At 67.9% G+C, this 15,394-nt stretch carries 13 protein-coding genes and 1 tRNA gene; 6 read left to right on the top strand and 8 right to left on the bottom strand.

Annotated features, from left to right (window positions below):
* Positions 1-184: 184 nt before the first annotated feature.
* Genes ACMGDH_RS14645 through ACMGDH_RS14630 form a run of 4 tightly spaced genes read right to left on the bottom strand, consistent with a single transcriptional unit; the run spans position 185 to position 3,417 of the window.
* On the bottom strand, positions 185-1,219 hold the full coding sequence (locus ACMGDH_RS14645; RefSeq protein WP_436828708.1) for a lysozyme family protein: 1,035 nt from the start codon (positions 1,217-1,219) through the stop codon (positions 185-187).
* Positions 1,216-1,656, bottom strand: coding sequence for a hypothetical protein (locus ACMGDH_RS14640; RefSeq protein WP_436828707.1), 441 nt, complete (start codon positions 1,654-1,656; stop codon positions 1,216-1,218). Before ACMGDH_RS14640 ends, ACMGDH_RS14645 begins: the two co-directional genes overlap by 4 nt.
* The gene (gene fliI, locus ACMGDH_RS14635) at positions 1,653-3,011 is read right to left on the bottom strand and encodes a flagellar protein export ATPase FliI (protein WP_436828706.1); all 1,359 of its coding nucleotides are present in this window, start codon (positions 3,009-3,011) and stop codon (positions 1,653-1,655) included. The genes ACMGDH_RS14640 and fliI overlap by 4 nt, the downstream gene beginning before the upstream one ends.
* Positions 3,012-3,021: 10 nt before the next feature.
* A complete protein-coding gene (locus ACMGDH_RS14630; RefSeq protein WP_436828705.1) occupies positions 3,022-3,417 on the bottom strand; it encodes a flagellar biosynthesis repressor FlbT in 396 nt (131 codons plus the stop codon).
* 188 nt (positions 3,418-3,605) lie between these two features.
* On the opposite strand from ACMGDH_RS14630, the gene ACMGDH_RS14625 reads away from it, so the two are divergent.
* From ACMGDH_RS14625 to ACMGDH_RS14615, 3 genes are read left to right on the top strand one after another with little or no spacing between them, the layout of a single operon-like run.
* Positions 3,606-4,907 carry a flagellar hook protein FlgE gene (locus ACMGDH_RS14625; RefSeq protein ID WP_436828704.1) on the top strand — a complete coding sequence of 434 codons (1,302 nt, stop codon included), beginning with the start codon at positions 3,606-3,608 and terminating at the stop codon, positions 4,905-4,907.
* A gap of 29 nt (positions 4,908-4,936) precedes the next feature.
* Positions 4,937-7,036: a FlgK family flagellar hook-associated protein gene (locus ACMGDH_RS14620; RefSeq protein ID WP_436828703.1), complete on the top strand. Its 2,100-nt coding sequence runs from the start codon at positions 4,937-4,939 to the stop codon at positions 7,034-7,036.
* Positions 7,037-7,050: 14 nt separating this feature from the next.
* Positions 7,051-7,959 carry a flagellin family protein gene (locus tag ACMGDH_RS14615; RefSeq protein ID WP_436828702.1) on the top strand — a complete coding sequence of 303 codons (909 nt, stop codon included), beginning with the start codon at positions 7,051-7,053 and terminating at the stop codon, positions 7,957-7,959.
* Between the two features lie 168 nt (positions 7,960-8,127).
* Here ACMGDH_RS14615 and ACMGDH_RS14610 read toward each other — a convergent pair whose 3' ends face one another.
* From ACMGDH_RS14610 to ACMGDH_RS14600, 3 genes are all read right to left on the bottom strand, one after another.
* Complete coding sequence (locus ACMGDH_RS14610) at positions 8,128-9,480, bottom strand: family 16 glycosylhydrolase (RefSeq protein ID WP_436828900.1); 1,353 nt, start codon at positions 9,478-9,480, stop codon at positions 8,128-8,130.
* Positions 9,481-9,755: 275 nt separating this feature from the next.
* Complete coding sequence (locus ACMGDH_RS14605; protein ID WP_436828701.1) at positions 9,756-11,528, bottom strand: hypothetical protein; 1,773 nt, start codon at positions 11,526-11,528, stop codon at positions 9,756-9,758.
* Positions 11,528-11,776, bottom strand: a complete 249-nt coding sequence (locus ACMGDH_RS14600) for a hypothetical protein (protein ID WP_436828700.1) — start codon at positions 11,774-11,776, stop codon at positions 11,528-11,530. The genes ACMGDH_RS14605 and ACMGDH_RS14600 overlap by 1 nt, the downstream gene beginning before the upstream one ends.
* On the opposite strand from ACMGDH_RS14600, the gene ACMGDH_RS14595 reads away from it, so the two are divergent.
* The 3 genes from ACMGDH_RS14595 to ACMGDH_RS14585 all read left to right on the top strand — a co-directional run bounded on the left by ACMGDH_RS14595 (position 11,768) and on the right by ACMGDH_RS14585 (position 14,048).
* Positions 11,768-12,271 (top strand): hypothetical protein, encoded by a 504-nt coding sequence (locus ACMGDH_RS14595; RefSeq protein ID WP_436828699.1) that lies wholly within the window; start codon positions 11,768-11,770, stop codon positions 12,269-12,271. The genes ACMGDH_RS14600 and ACMGDH_RS14595 overlap by 9 nt on opposite strands.
* 78 nt (positions 12,272-12,349) lie before the next feature.
* Positions 12,350-12,438: transfer RNA gene (locus tag ACMGDH_RS14590), tRNA-Leu, on the top strand.
* A gap of 227 nt (positions 12,439-12,665) precedes the next feature.
* Positions 12,666-14,048, top strand: a complete 1,383-nt coding sequence (locus ACMGDH_RS14585) for an RNB domain-containing ribonuclease (RefSeq protein WP_436828698.1) — start codon at positions 12,666-12,668, stop codon at positions 14,046-14,048.
* Between the two features lie 205 nt (positions 14,049-14,253).
* On the opposite strand, the gene ACMGDH_RS14580 is transcribed toward ACMGDH_RS14585, so the two are convergent.
* Positions 14,254-15,279, bottom strand: a complete 1,026-nt coding sequence (locus tag ACMGDH_RS14580; RefSeq protein ID WP_436828697.1) for a LacI family DNA-binding transcriptional regulator — start codon at positions 15,277-15,279, stop codon at positions 14,254-14,256.
* Positions 15,280-15,394: the final 115 nt, after the last annotated feature.

The raw sequence follows: 15,394 nt of genomic DNA, 5'->3' as shown, positions 1-15,394 counted from the left end.
CCGATATGGAAAGCTACATAGTCCTAAATTTCGGCCGTAAACCCACGAATTTCCGCGGCTTTCTAGGGTTAAGATTTTTTTGGCCATACGCGCAAGGTGGGAGCAAACGGCATATGGTTAGGGGTTCATCCGTAGTACCATTATAGGATTGGATATGCCGCGCCGGGACGCGTCCGGCGAAAAATCAGCCGGCGAACTGTTCGGGCCGAATCCGGCGATCGATGAAGCCCAGCAGCCACTGGCGATGAGCGTGGGTGGCGCCGCCTGCGCTGGCGATGCGCTGCTCGGCCGCGGCCGAGCCGATCTGTGCCGAAAGCAGCATCCGCGCCCGGCTGGGCTCGATCCCGCCGCGCAGGAACTTTTGGGCGTCGCCCAGGCCGAGGTGATGGCTGAGATAGGCCGCCTTGGCGAGCGTCTCGGCGTCGGTGCGCACGCGCACGCCGCATTTCTCGAGCCGATCGAGGTTGAGCTTGGCGAAGTCGGCGATGCTCAGGATCGACGCCTGGGGATCGTAGCGCAGCGCGAGCAGCGCGGCGCGGTTCCCGGTGCTCAGCCGGCCGCGGCCGTCGAGCCAGCCGCGCTCGGCGGCATGCCCGTTGAGCCAGGTGCCAGGCGTCTGCGCGAGATCGGTCCAGGTGCCGCTGAGGAACTGGCCGAGCCCGGCGGCGCTCGAACGCGGGTTGCGCGAATGCGGGTTCCAGCGGCCGTCGCTGGTCTTCGCCGCTTCGGCATCGACGATCGCTGCGATGGTGGTGGCGGGGAGGCCGGTACGGGCCTCCGCGGCGGCAAGGACAGGCGCGTAACGCGCGTTGGCGCCGAGCGCGAGGCTGCCGACCGAAGCGCCGCCGGTGGCCGAGACGGTCTCGACCGGCTCGGCCGCAGCCGAAGCATCGCTGCGGCCGGAGCCGCCCTGGCGGCGTCCTTCGTCCGAGAGCGCGTCGCCCAGCTGGGGCTTGGCGCCATGGCAATTGCATGCGCACTGGCAGGCGCAGCCATGCGCGCCGGCGACCCCGCCCGGAAGCTGGCTGCCCAGCAGCTCGAGCAACGAATCCATCTTCATGTTCCCGCCGCCGAGCGGAGAAGCGTCGCGGTCATTGCGGTCAGTGTCGCCCAGCGCGGCGCGCCACAGCCGGTTCGACAGCGACGACTGCGCTTCGGCGAAGATCACCTGCGCGCGCTGGGCGGGGGTGAGCGCGGCGAGTTCGGCGCGCTGGATCATGCGCTGCCTCCCGCTTCCTTGCGGCTGTCCTTGCCGCGCAGCTTGAGGAAGCGCGCGGCAGCGAGATCGTCGATGGCGCCCTGCTCGGCGAGGGCGGCGACGCGCTCGGTTTCGTCGCGATAGCGTTCAGCGGCGCCTTCGATCGCGCGCATCGTGCCAAAGGCCTCGAGTGCCTGGACGCGCAGCTTGCCGAGCCGCGCCTCGGCGAGTGTCGCCGCCTCCTGCAGCCGTGCGCGGTCCGCCTTCATCCGCGCGGTCCATGCGTCGGAGGAGAAGGGCAGGGCATGGGCGAGCGCGCGTTCCTCGCGCATCTGGGCATCGTGCGCGCGTGCGTGCGTTTCGATCGCCGTGATCCGCTCGACCTCGGCGCCGATCGCTACCTTGACGGTGTCGACCTCGCGGCGGTGGATGCGCAGCGCCGTATCGAACGGAGTCATTCGCCGGCCTCCGCAGGGGCTTCCGCGACCTCGGTTTCGATGCCGACGATCGCGGCGAGCGCGGCGAAGGCCGCCTCGGCGTCGCCCTGATCGTTCTTGCCCTGGTTGATCAGCGCCTCGATCTGCGGCGCGAGCGCGACTGCGCGGTCGACCTCGGGCGAGGACCCGGCCTTATAGGCGCCGAGCCGGACCATCTCCTCCATGTCGGCATAGGTCGAGAGCAGCTTCCGTGCGGCGAGGCGCGTCTCGTTCTGCGCATCGGTCATGCAATGGGGGAGGGTACGCGACACCGACTTGAGCACGTCGATCGCGGGATAGCGGCCGCGCTCGGCGATCGCACGACGCATCACGACGTGGCCGTCGAGGATGCCGCGGACTGCGTCGGCGACGGGCTCGTTATGGTCGTCGCCGTCCACCAGCACGGTGAACAGCCCGGTGATCATGCCCTTGCCGGGCTCGCCCGGGCCGGCGCGCTCGAGCAGGCGGGGCAGTTCGGCGAAGACGGTAGGGGTATAGCCTTTGGTAGCCGGCGGCTCGCCCGAGGCGAGGCCAATCTCGCGCTGCGCCATTGCGAAGCGAGTGACCGAATCCATCAGGCAGAGGACGTTGAGGCCCTGGTCGCGGAAATGCTCGGCGATGGCGAGCGTGGTCCAGGCGGCCTGACGGCGCATCAGCGCGGGCTCGTCCGACGTGGCGACGACGACGACCGAGCGTGCCATGCCCTCGGGACCCAGATCGTCCTCGATGAATTCCTGCACTTCGCGGCCGCGCTCGCCGATCAGGCCGATGATGGCGACGTCGCACTGGGTCCAGCGCGCGAGCATCGAGAGCAGCACCGACTTGCCGACGCCCGATCCCGCGAACAGGCCGAGCCGCTGGCCGAGGCACAAGGGAACGAAAAGATCGAGCGTACGTACACCGGTGTCGATACGATGGCCGACGCGGGCGCGGTTGGAGGCGGCGGGCGGAGAGGCCTTGATGGGCTGCGGATCGGCGCCGGGCGGCAGCGGGCCGAGCCCGTCGACAGGGCGGCCGAGCCCGTCGATCATCCGGCCGAGCCAAGCGGACGACGGGCGGACGCTGAACTGGCCCGCGGCGAGATCGGCGCGCGCGCCGAGGCCCACGCCCTGCGGATCGGTGAAGGGAAGGCAGAGCGCCACGTCGCGGTCGAGCGCGGTGACTTCGGCCTGGACTTGGCCGTTCGGCGAAGTGATCTCGACGCGGCTGCCGATCTGCGCGACGCCCGCCAGTCCCTCGACTTCGATCAGCGCACCGCGCACCGCGACCACCCGGCCGAAGCGGCGATCGGGCAGCATCTCGCGGATCGCGCGGGCAGCACTCGCCAGCGTCTGCATGGAAGCGGCCTCAAGCAGCCTGCGCGGAGGCGGCGGCTTCGCTCTCGAACGCGATGATCTCGCGCGCCGAGGAAAGCGCCTTGTAATAGTCGCCGAGCGCCATGTCGTGCGCGAAGCGGATGCAGGCCTCGCGCGCGTCGGGGGCGGGGAGGGCAGCGACCAGCGTGCCGACCAGCGCCACTACATTATCCTGATGCTGGGCGCGATTGGCGGGATCGATATAGGCGAGCATCGCGGCGAAATAGAGCTGGCGGGCGGGCGTGGTCGCCTCTTCGGGCTGCATGACCTCGCGGCCGCGCAGGATCGAGACCTGGTTCTCTACGGCGATCTGCGTGCGGCCGACCGCGCGCAGCACCGCGCCGTTTACGATCGCCTTCTCGCCGTCGCGAAGCGTGATGCGGAGCATGGATAGATGCCTTTCGTGAAGCTTTGCCCGCATTATAGGAAGAAGTTTCCGCTTCGAGCGCGGGCACCCGGCAAATTTTGCCCAGCATCAAATTTCCTGCGGCATTTCGGCCCGGCCGCCGTTCGGCATCCTACAATATCCCCGTGGCCTGCGTGATCCATCCGCGGGCGTCCTGGGGAGTTCAAGTCTTGAGCCTTTATTCCGCTCTCTATGCCGGCGTGTCCGGCCTCAGCGCCCAGTCCAGCGCGATGGCGACCGTCGCCGACAACATCACCAACATCAACACCATCGGCTACAAGGGCGTCGAAGCCCAGTTCCGCACGCTGGTGACCGATGGCCGCGCCAAGAGCAGCTATTCGGCCGGCGGCGTCGCCGCGGCGCCGATAACGATGGTCTCCAAGCAGGGCCTGCTCCAGGCCTCGGGAAGCAGCACCGACATTGCGATCGACGGCGGCGGCTTCTTCGTCACCAAGACCAGCGCCGGCGCGGACGGCGACGTCGCCTTCACCCGCGCGGGCAATTTCCGTCCGGACGAGGAAGGCTTCCTGCGCAACGCATCGGGGCTCTACCTCTACGGCTGGCGCCTCGACCCGTCGGGCAACTTCACCAACACCGGCAACCTCAATTCGCTCGAGCCCGTGCGCGTGAGCGACCTGACCGGCACCGCTTCGCCGACCTCGCGCATCCAGGCGCGCATCAACCTGCAGTCGAGCACCACGGCCTACACCGGCGCCTATGCCGCGGGCGATCTGGCCGACGGCACCGTGGAGCCCAGCTTCACGCGCTCGTTCGACGTCTATGACTCGCAGGGCAGCGCGCACCGGATCACCATGGCCTTCCTCAAGACCGGGCCGAACACCTGGCAGGCGGAGACCTATTCGGATCCGGCGAGCGACGTGACCGCGGCCGGCGGCCTGCTCGCCAGCGGCGAAGTGAGCTTCAATCCGGACGGCAGCCTCGATCGTGCAGGCTCGACCGGCAATTTCTTCGATCCGCTCACGCCGGAATGGACCAATGACGCCGCCTCGGTTCCGATCCAGCTCTCGCTGGGCAGCGACGACGGCATCGACGGCCTGACCCAGTTCGGCCCGGAGAGCTCGCTGATCTCGTCGAACGTCGACGGCGGCATGCTCGGCAACCTCTCCTCGGTGGAAATCACCAAGGAAGGCACCGTCAACGCGATCTTCGAGGACGGCAGCACCCGCGCAGTGTTCCAGCTGCCGATCGCCACCTTCCAGAACCCGGACGGGCTCACCCGCATGTCGGGCAACGCCTATATGCCCAGCCGGGCTTCCGGCGGTTACACGCTCAACACCCCGGGTGCGCTGGGCGCCGGCGCGATCGCGGCGAATTCGCTCGAGGCATCGACCGTCGATCTGGCGGGCGAGTTCACCAATATGATCCGCTTTCAGCGCGCCTACAGCGCATCGTCCAAGATCATCACGACCGTGGACGACATGCTGCGCGAAGTCAGCGACCTGAAGCGCTGATTTTCACGCAGACCGGGGGATCCTGAAGAATGGCGCTCAACGACATATTGGGGTCGGCGGTATCGGGCCTGTCTGCCGCGCAGGCAGGCCTCCGCGCGGTCTCGAACAACATCGCCAATGTCGGCGTGTCGGGATATGCGCGCGAGCGCGTCAATCTCTCGACCGGCGTTACTTCGGGCAAAGTCAACGGCGTGGTGGTCGGCGAGCCGACCCGTGTCGCGGACCGTTTCCTCGAAGCGACGGTCTATCGCCGCGCAGGCGATTACGGCCGGGCGGAAGTGAGCGCCAATTATCTCGACCGGCTCCAGGCATTGCTGGGGGAGCCGGGCGCGGACTCGGGACTTCCGGCGCGGCTCGACGCCATCGCGGCCTCGGCTGTGGCGATGACGGGCTCGCAATCTTCCGAGCAGACAGTCGCGTCCTTCACTGCCGACGTGCAGGACGCGATCTCGTCGATGCAGCAGCTCGACAATGACGTGGCGGGCCTGCGCGGCGATGTGGAGTCCGAGGTCGGCTATACGGTCGACAAGATCAACAGCCTGCTCAAGCGCATCCACGAACTCAACGGCACCGTGGCGCAGGCCACCGGACTGGGCCGCAGCGTCAGCGGCGCCGCCGACCAGCGGATGAAGGCAGTCGAGGAGCTGAGCACGCTGGTTGCGGTCAACGTCCGTGAGCAGCCCGATGGCCGCATCACGCTGGATACCGCATCGGGCGGTGTGCTGCTCGACCGGCGGCTGCGCCAGCTCTCCTATCCGATCTCGGGCCAGGGCGTTTCGCTGCCTAGTTATCCGAGCATCGAGATACGTTTCGCCGACAACAACGGCACGATGGGCGCGGCGACGGGCGAGAAGCTCGATTCGGCTGCGGTGGGCGGCAAGCTGGGTGGCCTGCTCGACCTGCGCGACCGCGCGCTGCCGCAATTCTCCGAAAAGCTGGGCGTGCTGTTCGGCGGGCTCTCCGAAGCGCTCAATGCCGTCAGCAACGAAGGCACGACGGTTCCCGCGCCCGCGAGCCTGGACGGACGCAACACCGGCCTGACCGGCACCGACCGGCTGGGCTTCATCGGCGCGGCGACCTTCGCGGTCACCAAGGCGGACGGCACGCTGGTCGCCAAGACGGTGATCGATTTCGGCGCGATGCCCGCCGGCGCGACCGTGGACGACATGGTCGCTGCGATCAATGCAGGGCTGGGCGGCAATGCCATCGCGAGCTTCGCCGACGGCAAGCTCAGCTTCTCAGCGACCGGCGCCGGCAACGGCGTGGTGGTGGCGCAGGACAGCGCCAACCCGAGCGCGCGGGCGGGCGTGGGCGTGTCGCAATATTTCGGCCTCAACGACGTGATCCGCAGCGACAACAGCACGCTGGTCCCGTCCGGCTTCACCGAGACCGATGGCCACGGCTTCACCACGGGGCAGACCACCGAGATCGTGCTGCGCGATGCATCGGGCCGGGCGCTGACGAGCTACACGCTCAGCCCGACCACGGGAGGCAGTGTCGGCGATCTGGTCGATGACCTCAACGCCAGCCCGCTATCCAACTTCGGTAACTTTTCGCTCGACGATCGCGGCCGGCTGCGCTTCGAGCCGACGGCCTCGCTTTCGGGCGCGGTGCTGTCGATCCCGTCGGACTCGACCGACCGCGCGGGCACGGGGCGCAACTTCACGCAGCTCACCGGGCTCACCGGGGCGTCGAGCGGTCTGGGCAGCAGCGAAGTGCGCCCCGACGTGCTCACCAGCCCGTCGCGCCTGCCGCTCGCGCGCTTTCAGGAGAATGCGGCGGTCGGCGCCAAGGCGCTGGGGGCGGGCGACACGCGCGGCGCCACGGCCTTCGTCGACAAGCTCTCGTCGACGATCGATCTGGGCAAGGACGGCGTCACCACGATCGAGCGCTTCTCGAGCCTGTTGCTCGGGCGTACCGGTCTCGAAGCCAATCAGGCACAAGGCAATCTGGCCGATGCCGCCGCGCGCCGCGACGATGCAGTGAACCGCCGCGACAGCTTCTCGGGCGTCAACATCGACGAGGAGCTCGCGCAGATGGTGGTGCTCCAGAACAGCTATTCGGCCGCCGCGCGCGTGATCAGCACCGCCACCGAAATGTACGACACGCTGCTCGGCATGATGCGCTGAGTAAGGAGAATTAGATGACTCGCGTAGCCACCATTCCGCTCCAGCGCTCGATGTCCGATGCGATCCAGCGTTCGCAGGAGAAGCTGGCCGTCACGCAGCAGCGGCTGGCGACGGGCAAGCGCGCGGTCAACTTCGCCGATCTCGGTACCGAGACGGTGCGCAACCTCTCGGCGCACACGCTGCTCGCGCGACAGGACGCGCAATCGACCGTCTCCAAGCGCGTCGGCACCACGCTCTCGCTCTACCAGGGGCATCTGGAGGGCATCGAGGAATCGTCGATGGACCTGCGCCAGCAGATCCTCACCGCGGTGGGGACGGGCAAGGCCGCGGGCCTGCAGGAGGCGATCGAGACAGCCTTCAACCAGTTTCGCACTTCGCTCAACGCCGCGGAGGGCGGCACGCCGCTGTTCGGCGGCGCGCAGACCGACAGCGCGCCGTTCGCGCCTGCCACGCTGGCCGACGCGGCGACGGTCGATGCCGATGCCGCCTTCCGAGACGATGGCGTGCGCGCCACCGCGCGGGTGGCCGACGGAATCGACGTGGCCTATGGCATCACCGCGAGCGCGGTGGGCAAGGATCTGTACGAAGTGTTCCGCACCCTAGCCCAGGCGGGCACGATCGGCGAGGAGCCGACTGCGGCGCAGATGGACGCGCTCAAGGCCGCGGTGGGGCAGCTCGATACCGGACTCGGCAGCCTGCGCTCGGTCAACGCCGAGAACGGCCGCAAGCAGACACAGGTCGAGACGCTCACCACGCGCGGCGAGGAGCGCGCACTGCTTCTCAATGGCGTGATCGAGAGCAACGAGGACGCCGATCTGGGCCAGGTCGCGATCGACCTGGCGACGCAGAAGGCGATGCTCGAGGCGAGCTATTCGGTCTTCTCGCAGCTCTCCAGCCTGAGCCTGGTCAACTTCATTCGCTGAGCCGGTCGCCGCCGGTGAAGCCAGTTTGCGTACCCAGTAACCGCGTACCTAGTAACCTGCGTATTTAGTATCTGCGTACCTAGTATTGCGTATCTCGTGACTGCGTACAAAGACGGCCGCTCCGCTTTCCGCGGGCGGCCGTTTCTGTTTTTCTGGGCAGGAACCGCGTCAGTTCGAATATACTTTGACGTCCTTCACGATCATGTCCGGTGAGCCGTCGGTATAGTCGCTGAAGGTCTTCACCGCGACGTTCATGATCGGATACCAGCGGAACCCGGCGAACGGATTCACCGTCTGATAGGTCTCCTGACCATCGATGAACCAGGTGATGAAATCGGGCTGGATATCGATCGCGAAGGTGTGGAAATCGTTGGTGAAGCCGCCGATGCCATAGATTTCCTGGGTGTCCATGAACGTGCCCACCTGGAAGGTGCGCGTGATGTTGGCGCCGCCGTGGAGCGTGGCGGCGGTGTGGCGATCGAAGTTCCACCAGCTTTCGAAGCCGAACCCTTCGTAGATGTCGATCTCGGGCGGCCAGCCCGAAGTGGAGATCAGCCAGAAGGCCGGCCAGGAACCGCGCCGCGTCGGCATTTTGGCGGTGAACTCATATTGGCCGAAGCCGATCTGCAAAGGCCGCGTGTTGTGGCCGCTGAGCGCGATCGCGCCGTAATTATAGCCGACGCCGTCCCAATACATCGGCTCCTTGAGCTTTTGCGTGTGCATCACGAGCCCTTCGTCGGTGTATCGAAGTGGCGCCTCGATGTCGTAATCGCGGTACACCCACCCGTCGAGGTACATGCCGGTCTCCTGGTTCCCCGGCTGCGAGCGGCCGTTGGGGAGCTTTGTGGACCAGGCCTTGTCATGGCCCGCGTCGGACCATTTCATGGTTTCCCGGCTCATCTTCCATTGGAGCGTGCCGGTCGGCTGGAATGTCCGGGGCGCGCGGCCCTCGATCTGCTCCGGGGTGGGTTCCTGGAGGAAGTCGCATTGAACGGCGGCGCGGTCGGTTCCCATCTTGCCGCCCCAGGGCGCCTCGACGAAACGGACGGTGAAGTCGGCCTGGGGAACGCCGAGCAGGATCGGCACTTCGACGGTCTTGGTGAGCGGGTCGCCCGGACGGAAGATCACCGACTTGTAGATGCTCTCGTAATTGACGCCCGCCACGCCGCGGACCGGCCCCGTACCGTCTTCCGTCGTCACTCGGGCGATGACGGTGTTGGGCGTGGGCCGATCGAGCGAGATGGGAACATAGGCGATCGTGGATCCCGGTCGGTAGAAGGCCGGGCCTACCGACGCGGTCGCCTGCTCCGGATATTTGGTGCCGTTCGCAAAATCGAAGTCGGCGAAATCGGCAGGCGCAGTGCTCGCGAGGGGGCCTGCGACCCGGGTCGTCTGTTGCGAGGCGCTGGAAATGTCCGAAGCCGTGGTCGGGGGCGCCGCGACCACGACCTTGCCTTCATTCTCGGCAGCCTCAGTGGAGTCGCCCGCACCTGAGCATGCCCCAAGCACGCAAGCAGACATGGCGATTATAAGCGAACGCAAACATAAGATACGCATAGCACACCTCCTGTTGTTCACGGCTAATCAGCCGTGTATCCAGCCTCTCCTTTTCGCTTCATTATTGCGAATATATTGAGACTTCAGATCAGGTGTGCAGCAGCATCATCAATGACATTGCTGGAATTTACCTTTATCTCTTCAGGCGACCATTCGATCCACGGTTCGTCGCAAAAATCTCGGCCCGACGCAAAATGATGGAACCGATCCGCACTTGTGGTGTGCGCAGCAGGCGCTGGTCATGGTGCAGCGTCGAGCAGATCGCCGACCCCGGCGATCGGGCTTGCCTGCGGGATCGCGGCCATGGCGGCGCTCAGCTTGGCGGGATCGACGCTGCCGGGACGGTCGGTGAGCGCGTCGAACGCCTGCGCGCTGGGCAATTTGCTGAACGCGGCGCCATAGCGGGCGCGCAGCAGCTGGAGCCTGTCCTCGCGGCCTAGCATCGCCAGCGCGACGGCTTGGCGGAGCACCGCCGTCTGCGCCGGCTCGGTCAGCGATTTGGCCTGGGGCAGGTGAGTCTCGTTGTCGGTGGCGAAGGCATTCCAGTCCTTCGCCCGCCAATGCAGCTCGGCGCGGATCGCGTCGGCGTCGGGCAACCCGTCGAGCGCGGCTTCGGCCGCCTTCTCCTTGCCCAGCTTGTAGAGCGCGATCGCTTCCATCCGCTTGCGATCGTGGCGCATCGAATCCGGATAGTTCGCCTGCTCGGTCTCGCGCAGCGCCGCGAGTGCACGGTCGGGACGGCCGGCGAGGATGTGGAGCGAGGCGACCTTGACCGACATTGGCCCCTGCGCAACGTCCTGCATCCGCTGCATGAGCTGATATTCGAGCAGCTCGGCGGCGCGGGCATAGAGGCCCGCACCCTCGAGCCGGTTGGCGAGGCGGAGCACCAGCGCGTCGCCTTCGGCGCCCGCGGGCGAGAGCTCGCGATAGTCCCAATAGAGGCCGGCGGCTTCGGGCAGCGGCACGCCGCTGTCGGGTGCGAGCGCGTCGGCGAGCGAGGCCTGGAGCGTCGCGAGCATCGGCGCGGCTTCCTGGCCGAGCTTGAAGTAGCGGAACAGCGTCGCCCCCGCGCGGAGCTGGCCGCGCATGTCGCCGGCCTCGGTGGCGAGACGGAACTGGAGCCTGAGCGCGCGATGCTCGACGGGGCCGCCGCGCCAGGTGAAGCGCAGCGCGTCGAGGCGCTTGATCGCCTCGGCGGGAGGAATCGCGCCCCCGGCGAGATCGGCCTCGATCATGCCCAACCGGGCATCGGCCTTGATCTGCGGCGTGCCGCTGACCCGTGCGCGATCGAACCGGAGCCGTCCGGCCTGCTGGTCACCCTTGGCGATCAGCGCGCGGCCGCGCAGCAGATTTGCAGCGGGGTTCTGGTCGCCGAACAGCTTGAGCCAGCCGAGCGCCGGATCGGGCTTGCCGGCGTCGACCGCGGCCGATGCGGCGGCGAGCACGAACGGCGTGCGGTCCACCGGCGCACGCGCATTGATGGCGGGAAGCGCGCAGTTGACCTGGCCCAGCGCCTCTTCGACGGCGCCGGTGAGCACGAGCGCGCGCAGGCGCCAGGCGCAGGCCTCGGCATTGCCGGCAAGATCTTCGCTGGCGAAGGCGACGACCGCGTCCTCGCCGCGGCCGAGCAACGTGAGCGCCGCCCCGCGCGCGAGCCGGAAGGGCGCGACCAGATCGAGATCCGCATCGGCGAGGCGCATCGTTTCGAGCACGCCGAGCGCATCGCCGCCGCGGCCTTCGCCGATCAGCCCGAGGGCGAACTGCCAGCGTGCGAACTGGCGGCCGGTGGGCCTGGCGACCGCGAGCTTCGCCCATGCGGCGCTGCCGGTTTCGCCGTGCCAGCTCGCGGCGCTGGTGATCATCGGCATCTGCGCCAGCTCGGCGGCAAAGGGCGGGAGCGCCTGGGAAAAGGCCGCGGGTGCCGCTGCCGGCGCGGCCGGAGGTACAGTCGGCACGGGATGGGGCGCGGCGCTCGCGGTGCCGGCGAGCAGCGCGATCAGCGCGGTCCGCATCAGCTGTTCCCGAACGGGGTCAGCAGCACGACGGCGATGCCGCCACCGATGCAGGCGAGAAGGAAAAGCAGCGCAGGGACCAGCGGCAGCCCGGCGGGAGCGGCGGCGGAAGAATTGGAAGCCGCTGCGTTGGCGATGGCTTCGGCGACGCCCTCGATCGTCACCGCCTCTCCGCGGCGGCGCTGCTTCGGCTGCGCCGATGCGTCGCCGACGACGCGAATTCTTCCGGGACGCTGATCGTGGCTCAACTCGACACCTTCTGGCTGATTTCCTCCTATTATAGAGGGGAGGCGGCCGCGGGCGGCATCGCGTACGGGAGATTCGAGTTGCGTAGGGGAAGCTTCGCGGCGCTCGCGCTGACGACGGCGCTGGTGCCCTTTCCGACCGGCGGCGCGCAGGCGTCCGGCGGCGAAGGGGCCGGCGTCGGCGAGAGCTTGCACCTTGTTCCGATGAACGAAGTCTCGGTTCCGATCATCGATGCCGATCGCGCCAACGGAGCGCTCCGCTTCAAGCTGGTTCTCGAAGCCAGGGACGCCGGCACCGCCGCGGGAATGACCGCGCGCCTGCCCGAGCTGCGCGCCGCGACGGTGGCGGCGGCGCTCGAATTCGCGCGGCTGAACGCGTCGGGCCTTCGCGCGGTCGACGCGGCGCGGCTCGACCATGATCTGACCGCCGCGCTCAAGACGAGCGAACCGGGGCTCTCACGCCTGCTGATCGTCGAAGTGGCGGCGAGCCGGAGCTAGTTCAATCGCGTCTGGAAATCCGCCCGGCACCGACATATAGGCGCTAAGGCGCGGCCACCTTTGTGTGCCGGACGGCGTGCGGGTGTGGCGGAATTGGTAGACGCAGCGGACTCAAAATCCGCCTCTGAGTGATCAGATTGTCGGTTCGAGTCCGACCACCCGTACCAATTTTCCTTTTTTCAAAGTTTAGCGGCTTCGCCCAAGGCGCGCGCGCGCGGCCGGGTCGGTCGGCCTCTCAGGGACACTGTCACTGTGGCCGGACCGAAGCCCGGGGGAATAGGGAGTTCCCGCAAATGGCACCGTGGAATCCCTGAAGAACCCTTGCGCTCCACCCCTAAGGAAGTGGCTGTCTGCGGCTGCTGCGATTGCGCGCCGGCTGCGCTAGGGTGCGCGGATGCACATATCCGATCCCGACAATGCGCTGGGCCAGGGCCTTGCTGCGATCCGCAAGCGCTTCAGCGTGCCTGCGTCCTTCCCTCCGCAGGTGCTCGATGCCGCCGACAAGGCCGCAGCGCGGGCGCCCGCCGAACACGCGGATCGCACCGCCATCCCCTTCGTCACTCTCGATCCGGCGTCCTCGACCGACCTGGATCAGGCCTTTGCGATCGAGCACAGCGGAAGCGACCTGCTGCTCCATTATGCGATCGCGGACGTGGCGTGCTTCGTCGATGACGACGATCCGATCGATCGCGAGGCATGGCACCGGGGCGGGACGCTTTACCTGCCCGACGGCAAGGCCGGCCTCTATCCGCCGGTGCTGAGCGAAGGCGCGGCGAGCCTGCTCCCGGCCGGGCCGCGACCCGCAGTGATCTTCACAGTCCGCGTGGCGCCAGACGGCGGCGTTCGGCTCGACGGCGTAGAGCGCGTGGTGATCCGCAGCCGCGCAAAGCTCGCCTATGACAGCGTGGGCGATGCGGACCTTCCCGACGGGTTCGCGGAACTTTCCGCACGCATCCAGGCGGCCGAGAACCGCCGTGGCGCCGCCCGCGTCGATCCGCCCGAGCAGGAAGTCGCAGCGCTGGGGGAGGGGCGATACGGGCTGGTCTTCCGTCCTCGTCTTGAATCCGAAGCGCGTAATGCCGCGCTGTCGCTCGCGACCAACATGGCAGTCGCAGAGGCGCTGCGCGCGCACGGCACCGGACTGTTCCGCGTGATGGCCGAGCCCGATGCGCGCGGCGTCCGCCGGCTGCGCGAGACCGCCCGGGCATTCGGGCTGGCGTGGCCGGAGAAAGCGACGCTCGCGCAGTTCGAACGGATGCTCGATCCCGCCGATGCCAAGCAGGCGGCCTTCATGCTCGCGATCCGGCGCGCGGGAAACGGGGCCGGTTACGAACCTTACCGGGCGGGCGTGGTGCCGTGGCACGCTGCGGTGGCGGCCACCTATACCCATGCGACTGCGCCGCTGCGCCGGCTCGCGGACCGCTATGTCGTGCGCGCGGCACTGGCGGTGGCGAACGGCCGGTCGGTGCCGGCGGCGGTCAGCGAAGCTTTCGGCAAACTCCCTGCGGTGATGCAGCGCGCGGACGCGATTGCAGGCCAGATCGAGCGGGCGGTGATCGACCTGGCCGAGGCGGTGATGCTGCGCGAGCGGGTCGGCGACGTGTTCGGTGCGGTGGTGACCGACGTCGACGAGCGCGGCATCCGGCTCCAGCTTCGCGAGATGCCGGTCGTGGCGCGGCTCGCGACCAACGGCATGGAGCCGGGCGACACGCTCCAGGTGCGGCTCGCGGAGGTCGATACGGAGCGCGGAACGCTGCGCTTCGAGCGCGCCGGCTGAACGGCGCGGACGGCTTCAGGCTGTATCCGTTGATCGGCCTCAATCCTCCCCCGCCAGGGGGAGGTGGCAGGCGCAGCCTGACGGAGGGGGAGGAAGCACGCCGCTCACCTTCTGGCATCCGCCCCCTCCGACGCCTTCGGCGCCACCTCCCCTGGCGGGGGAGGATTAAAGACCCAACCCACCCCTCAGCCTCGGGCGCTGAACATCACTCCGCGGGCGGGGCCACCGAAGCGCGACGGATCAGCGTGGACACGAACAGCGATGCCTCGCCTTCCTCGTCATCGTCGACGGGCGAACCCACCAGCTTGAGCGCAGCGGCGCGGGCCATGGTGATGATCGGCCACCGTACCGTGGTCAGCGGCGGCCAGAGGTGGGCGGCGATCGACGTGTCGTCGAAGCCGATGATCGACAGGTCCTGCGGCACGTTGAGCCCGCGTTCGCGCGCAACATGGAGCACGCCGGCCGCCATCTCGTCGTTCGAGGCGAAGACTGCAGTCGGCCTCGGCGACAGGTCGAGCAGCCGCTCGGCCGCCCGCATTCCGGATTCGAAGAGATAGTCGCCACCCACCATCAGCGTGCGCAGCACCGGCAGGCCGGCAGCCTCCAGCGCCTCCTCATAGCCTTTCTGCCGCTCGATCGCGGAGCGGAAGCCGTGCGGTCCCGTCACGAAGCCGATCCGGCGATGGCCCGCGGCGATCAGATGCTCGACTGCGCCGCGCACTGCCTCGCGGTCGTTCGATGCGACCATATTCTCCGGCTCGGCGAAGACTGCCGATCCCATGCGGACATAGCGGCAGCCGATCCGTTCGCAGAGCTGGGCGAGCTGCTCGTTCTCGGAGATCGGCGGCAGCAGCATCACGCCATAGGGGCGCTGCCGCTCGAGGAAGTGGCTCACATCCTCGAGCATCGTCGGCGATCCGCGGTCGACCGGGTGGACGATCAGTTCGAATTCGGTGTCGCGCAGCACTTCGAGCATGCCTTGCTGCACGTGGAGCACCATCTGCGCGTTGGGATTGTCGTGGATCAGCCCGATCAGGAAGTTGCGCCGAAGCGCGAGCGCGCGCGCCTGGGGATTGGGGACATAGCCGAGCTCGGCTATGACCTTCTCGACACGCTGCCGCGTGTCGCCGTTGAGCAACGGCGACTGGTTGATGACGCGGCTCACGGTCTTCTTCGAAACGCCGGCGATGCGCGCGACGTCGTTGATGGTCGGCTGGGCGGATCGGCTCATCGCGCAGACATACCCCGCCGCCACGCGGACGCCAATGGGCGCCGCGATCGACTCCGGGCCAAATTGCTACCGGTGGACAAGTACGACGGTGCTGAGGGTCCCGCGTCTGGGACAC

Source organism: Sphingomonas radicis, from assembly GCF_051400635.1.
GTDB lineage: Bacteria > Pseudomonadota > Alphaproteobacteria > Sphingomonadales > Sphingomonadaceae > Sphingomonas.
This window is presented reverse-complemented; position numbering and strand designations above follow the sequence as displayed.

What these genes read in the sequence shown, in the direction of transcription:
- ACMGDH_RS14645 (WP_436828708.1), bottom strand. Translation starts at nt 1,219, where the DNA reads ATGATCCAGCGCGCCGAACTCGCCGCGCTCACCCCCGCCCAGCGCGCG.
- ACMGDH_RS14640 (WP_436828707.1), bottom strand. Translation starts at nt 1,656, where the DNA reads ATGACTCCGTTCGATACGGCGCTGCGCATCCACCGCCGCGAGGTCGAC.
- fliI (WP_436828706.1), bottom strand. Translation starts at nt 3,011, where the DNA reads ATGCAGACGCTGGCGAGTGCTGCCCGCGCGATCCGCGAGATGCTGCCC.
- ACMGDH_RS14630 (WP_436828705.1), bottom strand. Translation starts at nt 3,417, where the DNA reads ATGCTCCGCATCACGCTTCGCGACGGCGAGAAGGCGATCGTAAACGGC.
- ACMGDH_RS14620 (WP_436828703.1), top strand. Translation starts at nt 4,937, where the DNA reads ATGGCGCTCAACGACATATTGGGGTCGGCGGTATCGGGCCTGTCTGCC.
- ACMGDH_RS14615 (WP_436828702.1), top strand. Translation starts at nt 7,051, where the DNA reads ATGACTCGCGTAGCCACCATTCCGCTCCAGCGCTCGATGTCCGATGCG.
- ACMGDH_RS14610 (WP_436828900.1), bottom strand. Translation starts at nt 9,480, where the DNA reads ATGTCTGCTTGCGTGCTTGGGGCATGCTCAGGTGCGGGCGACTCCACT.
- ACMGDH_RS14605 (WP_436828701.1), bottom strand. Translation starts at nt 11,528, where the DNA reads ATGCGGACCGCGCTGATCGCGCTGCTCGCCGGCACCGCGAGCGCCGCG.
- ACMGDH_RS14585 (WP_436828698.1), top strand. Translation starts at nt 12,666, where the DNA reads ATGCACATATCCGATCCCGACAATGCGCTGGGCCAGGGCCTTGCTGCG.
- ACMGDH_RS14580 (WP_436828697.1), bottom strand. Translation starts at nt 15,279, where the DNA reads ATGAGCCGATCCGCCCAGCCGACCATCAACGACGTCGCGCGCATCGCC.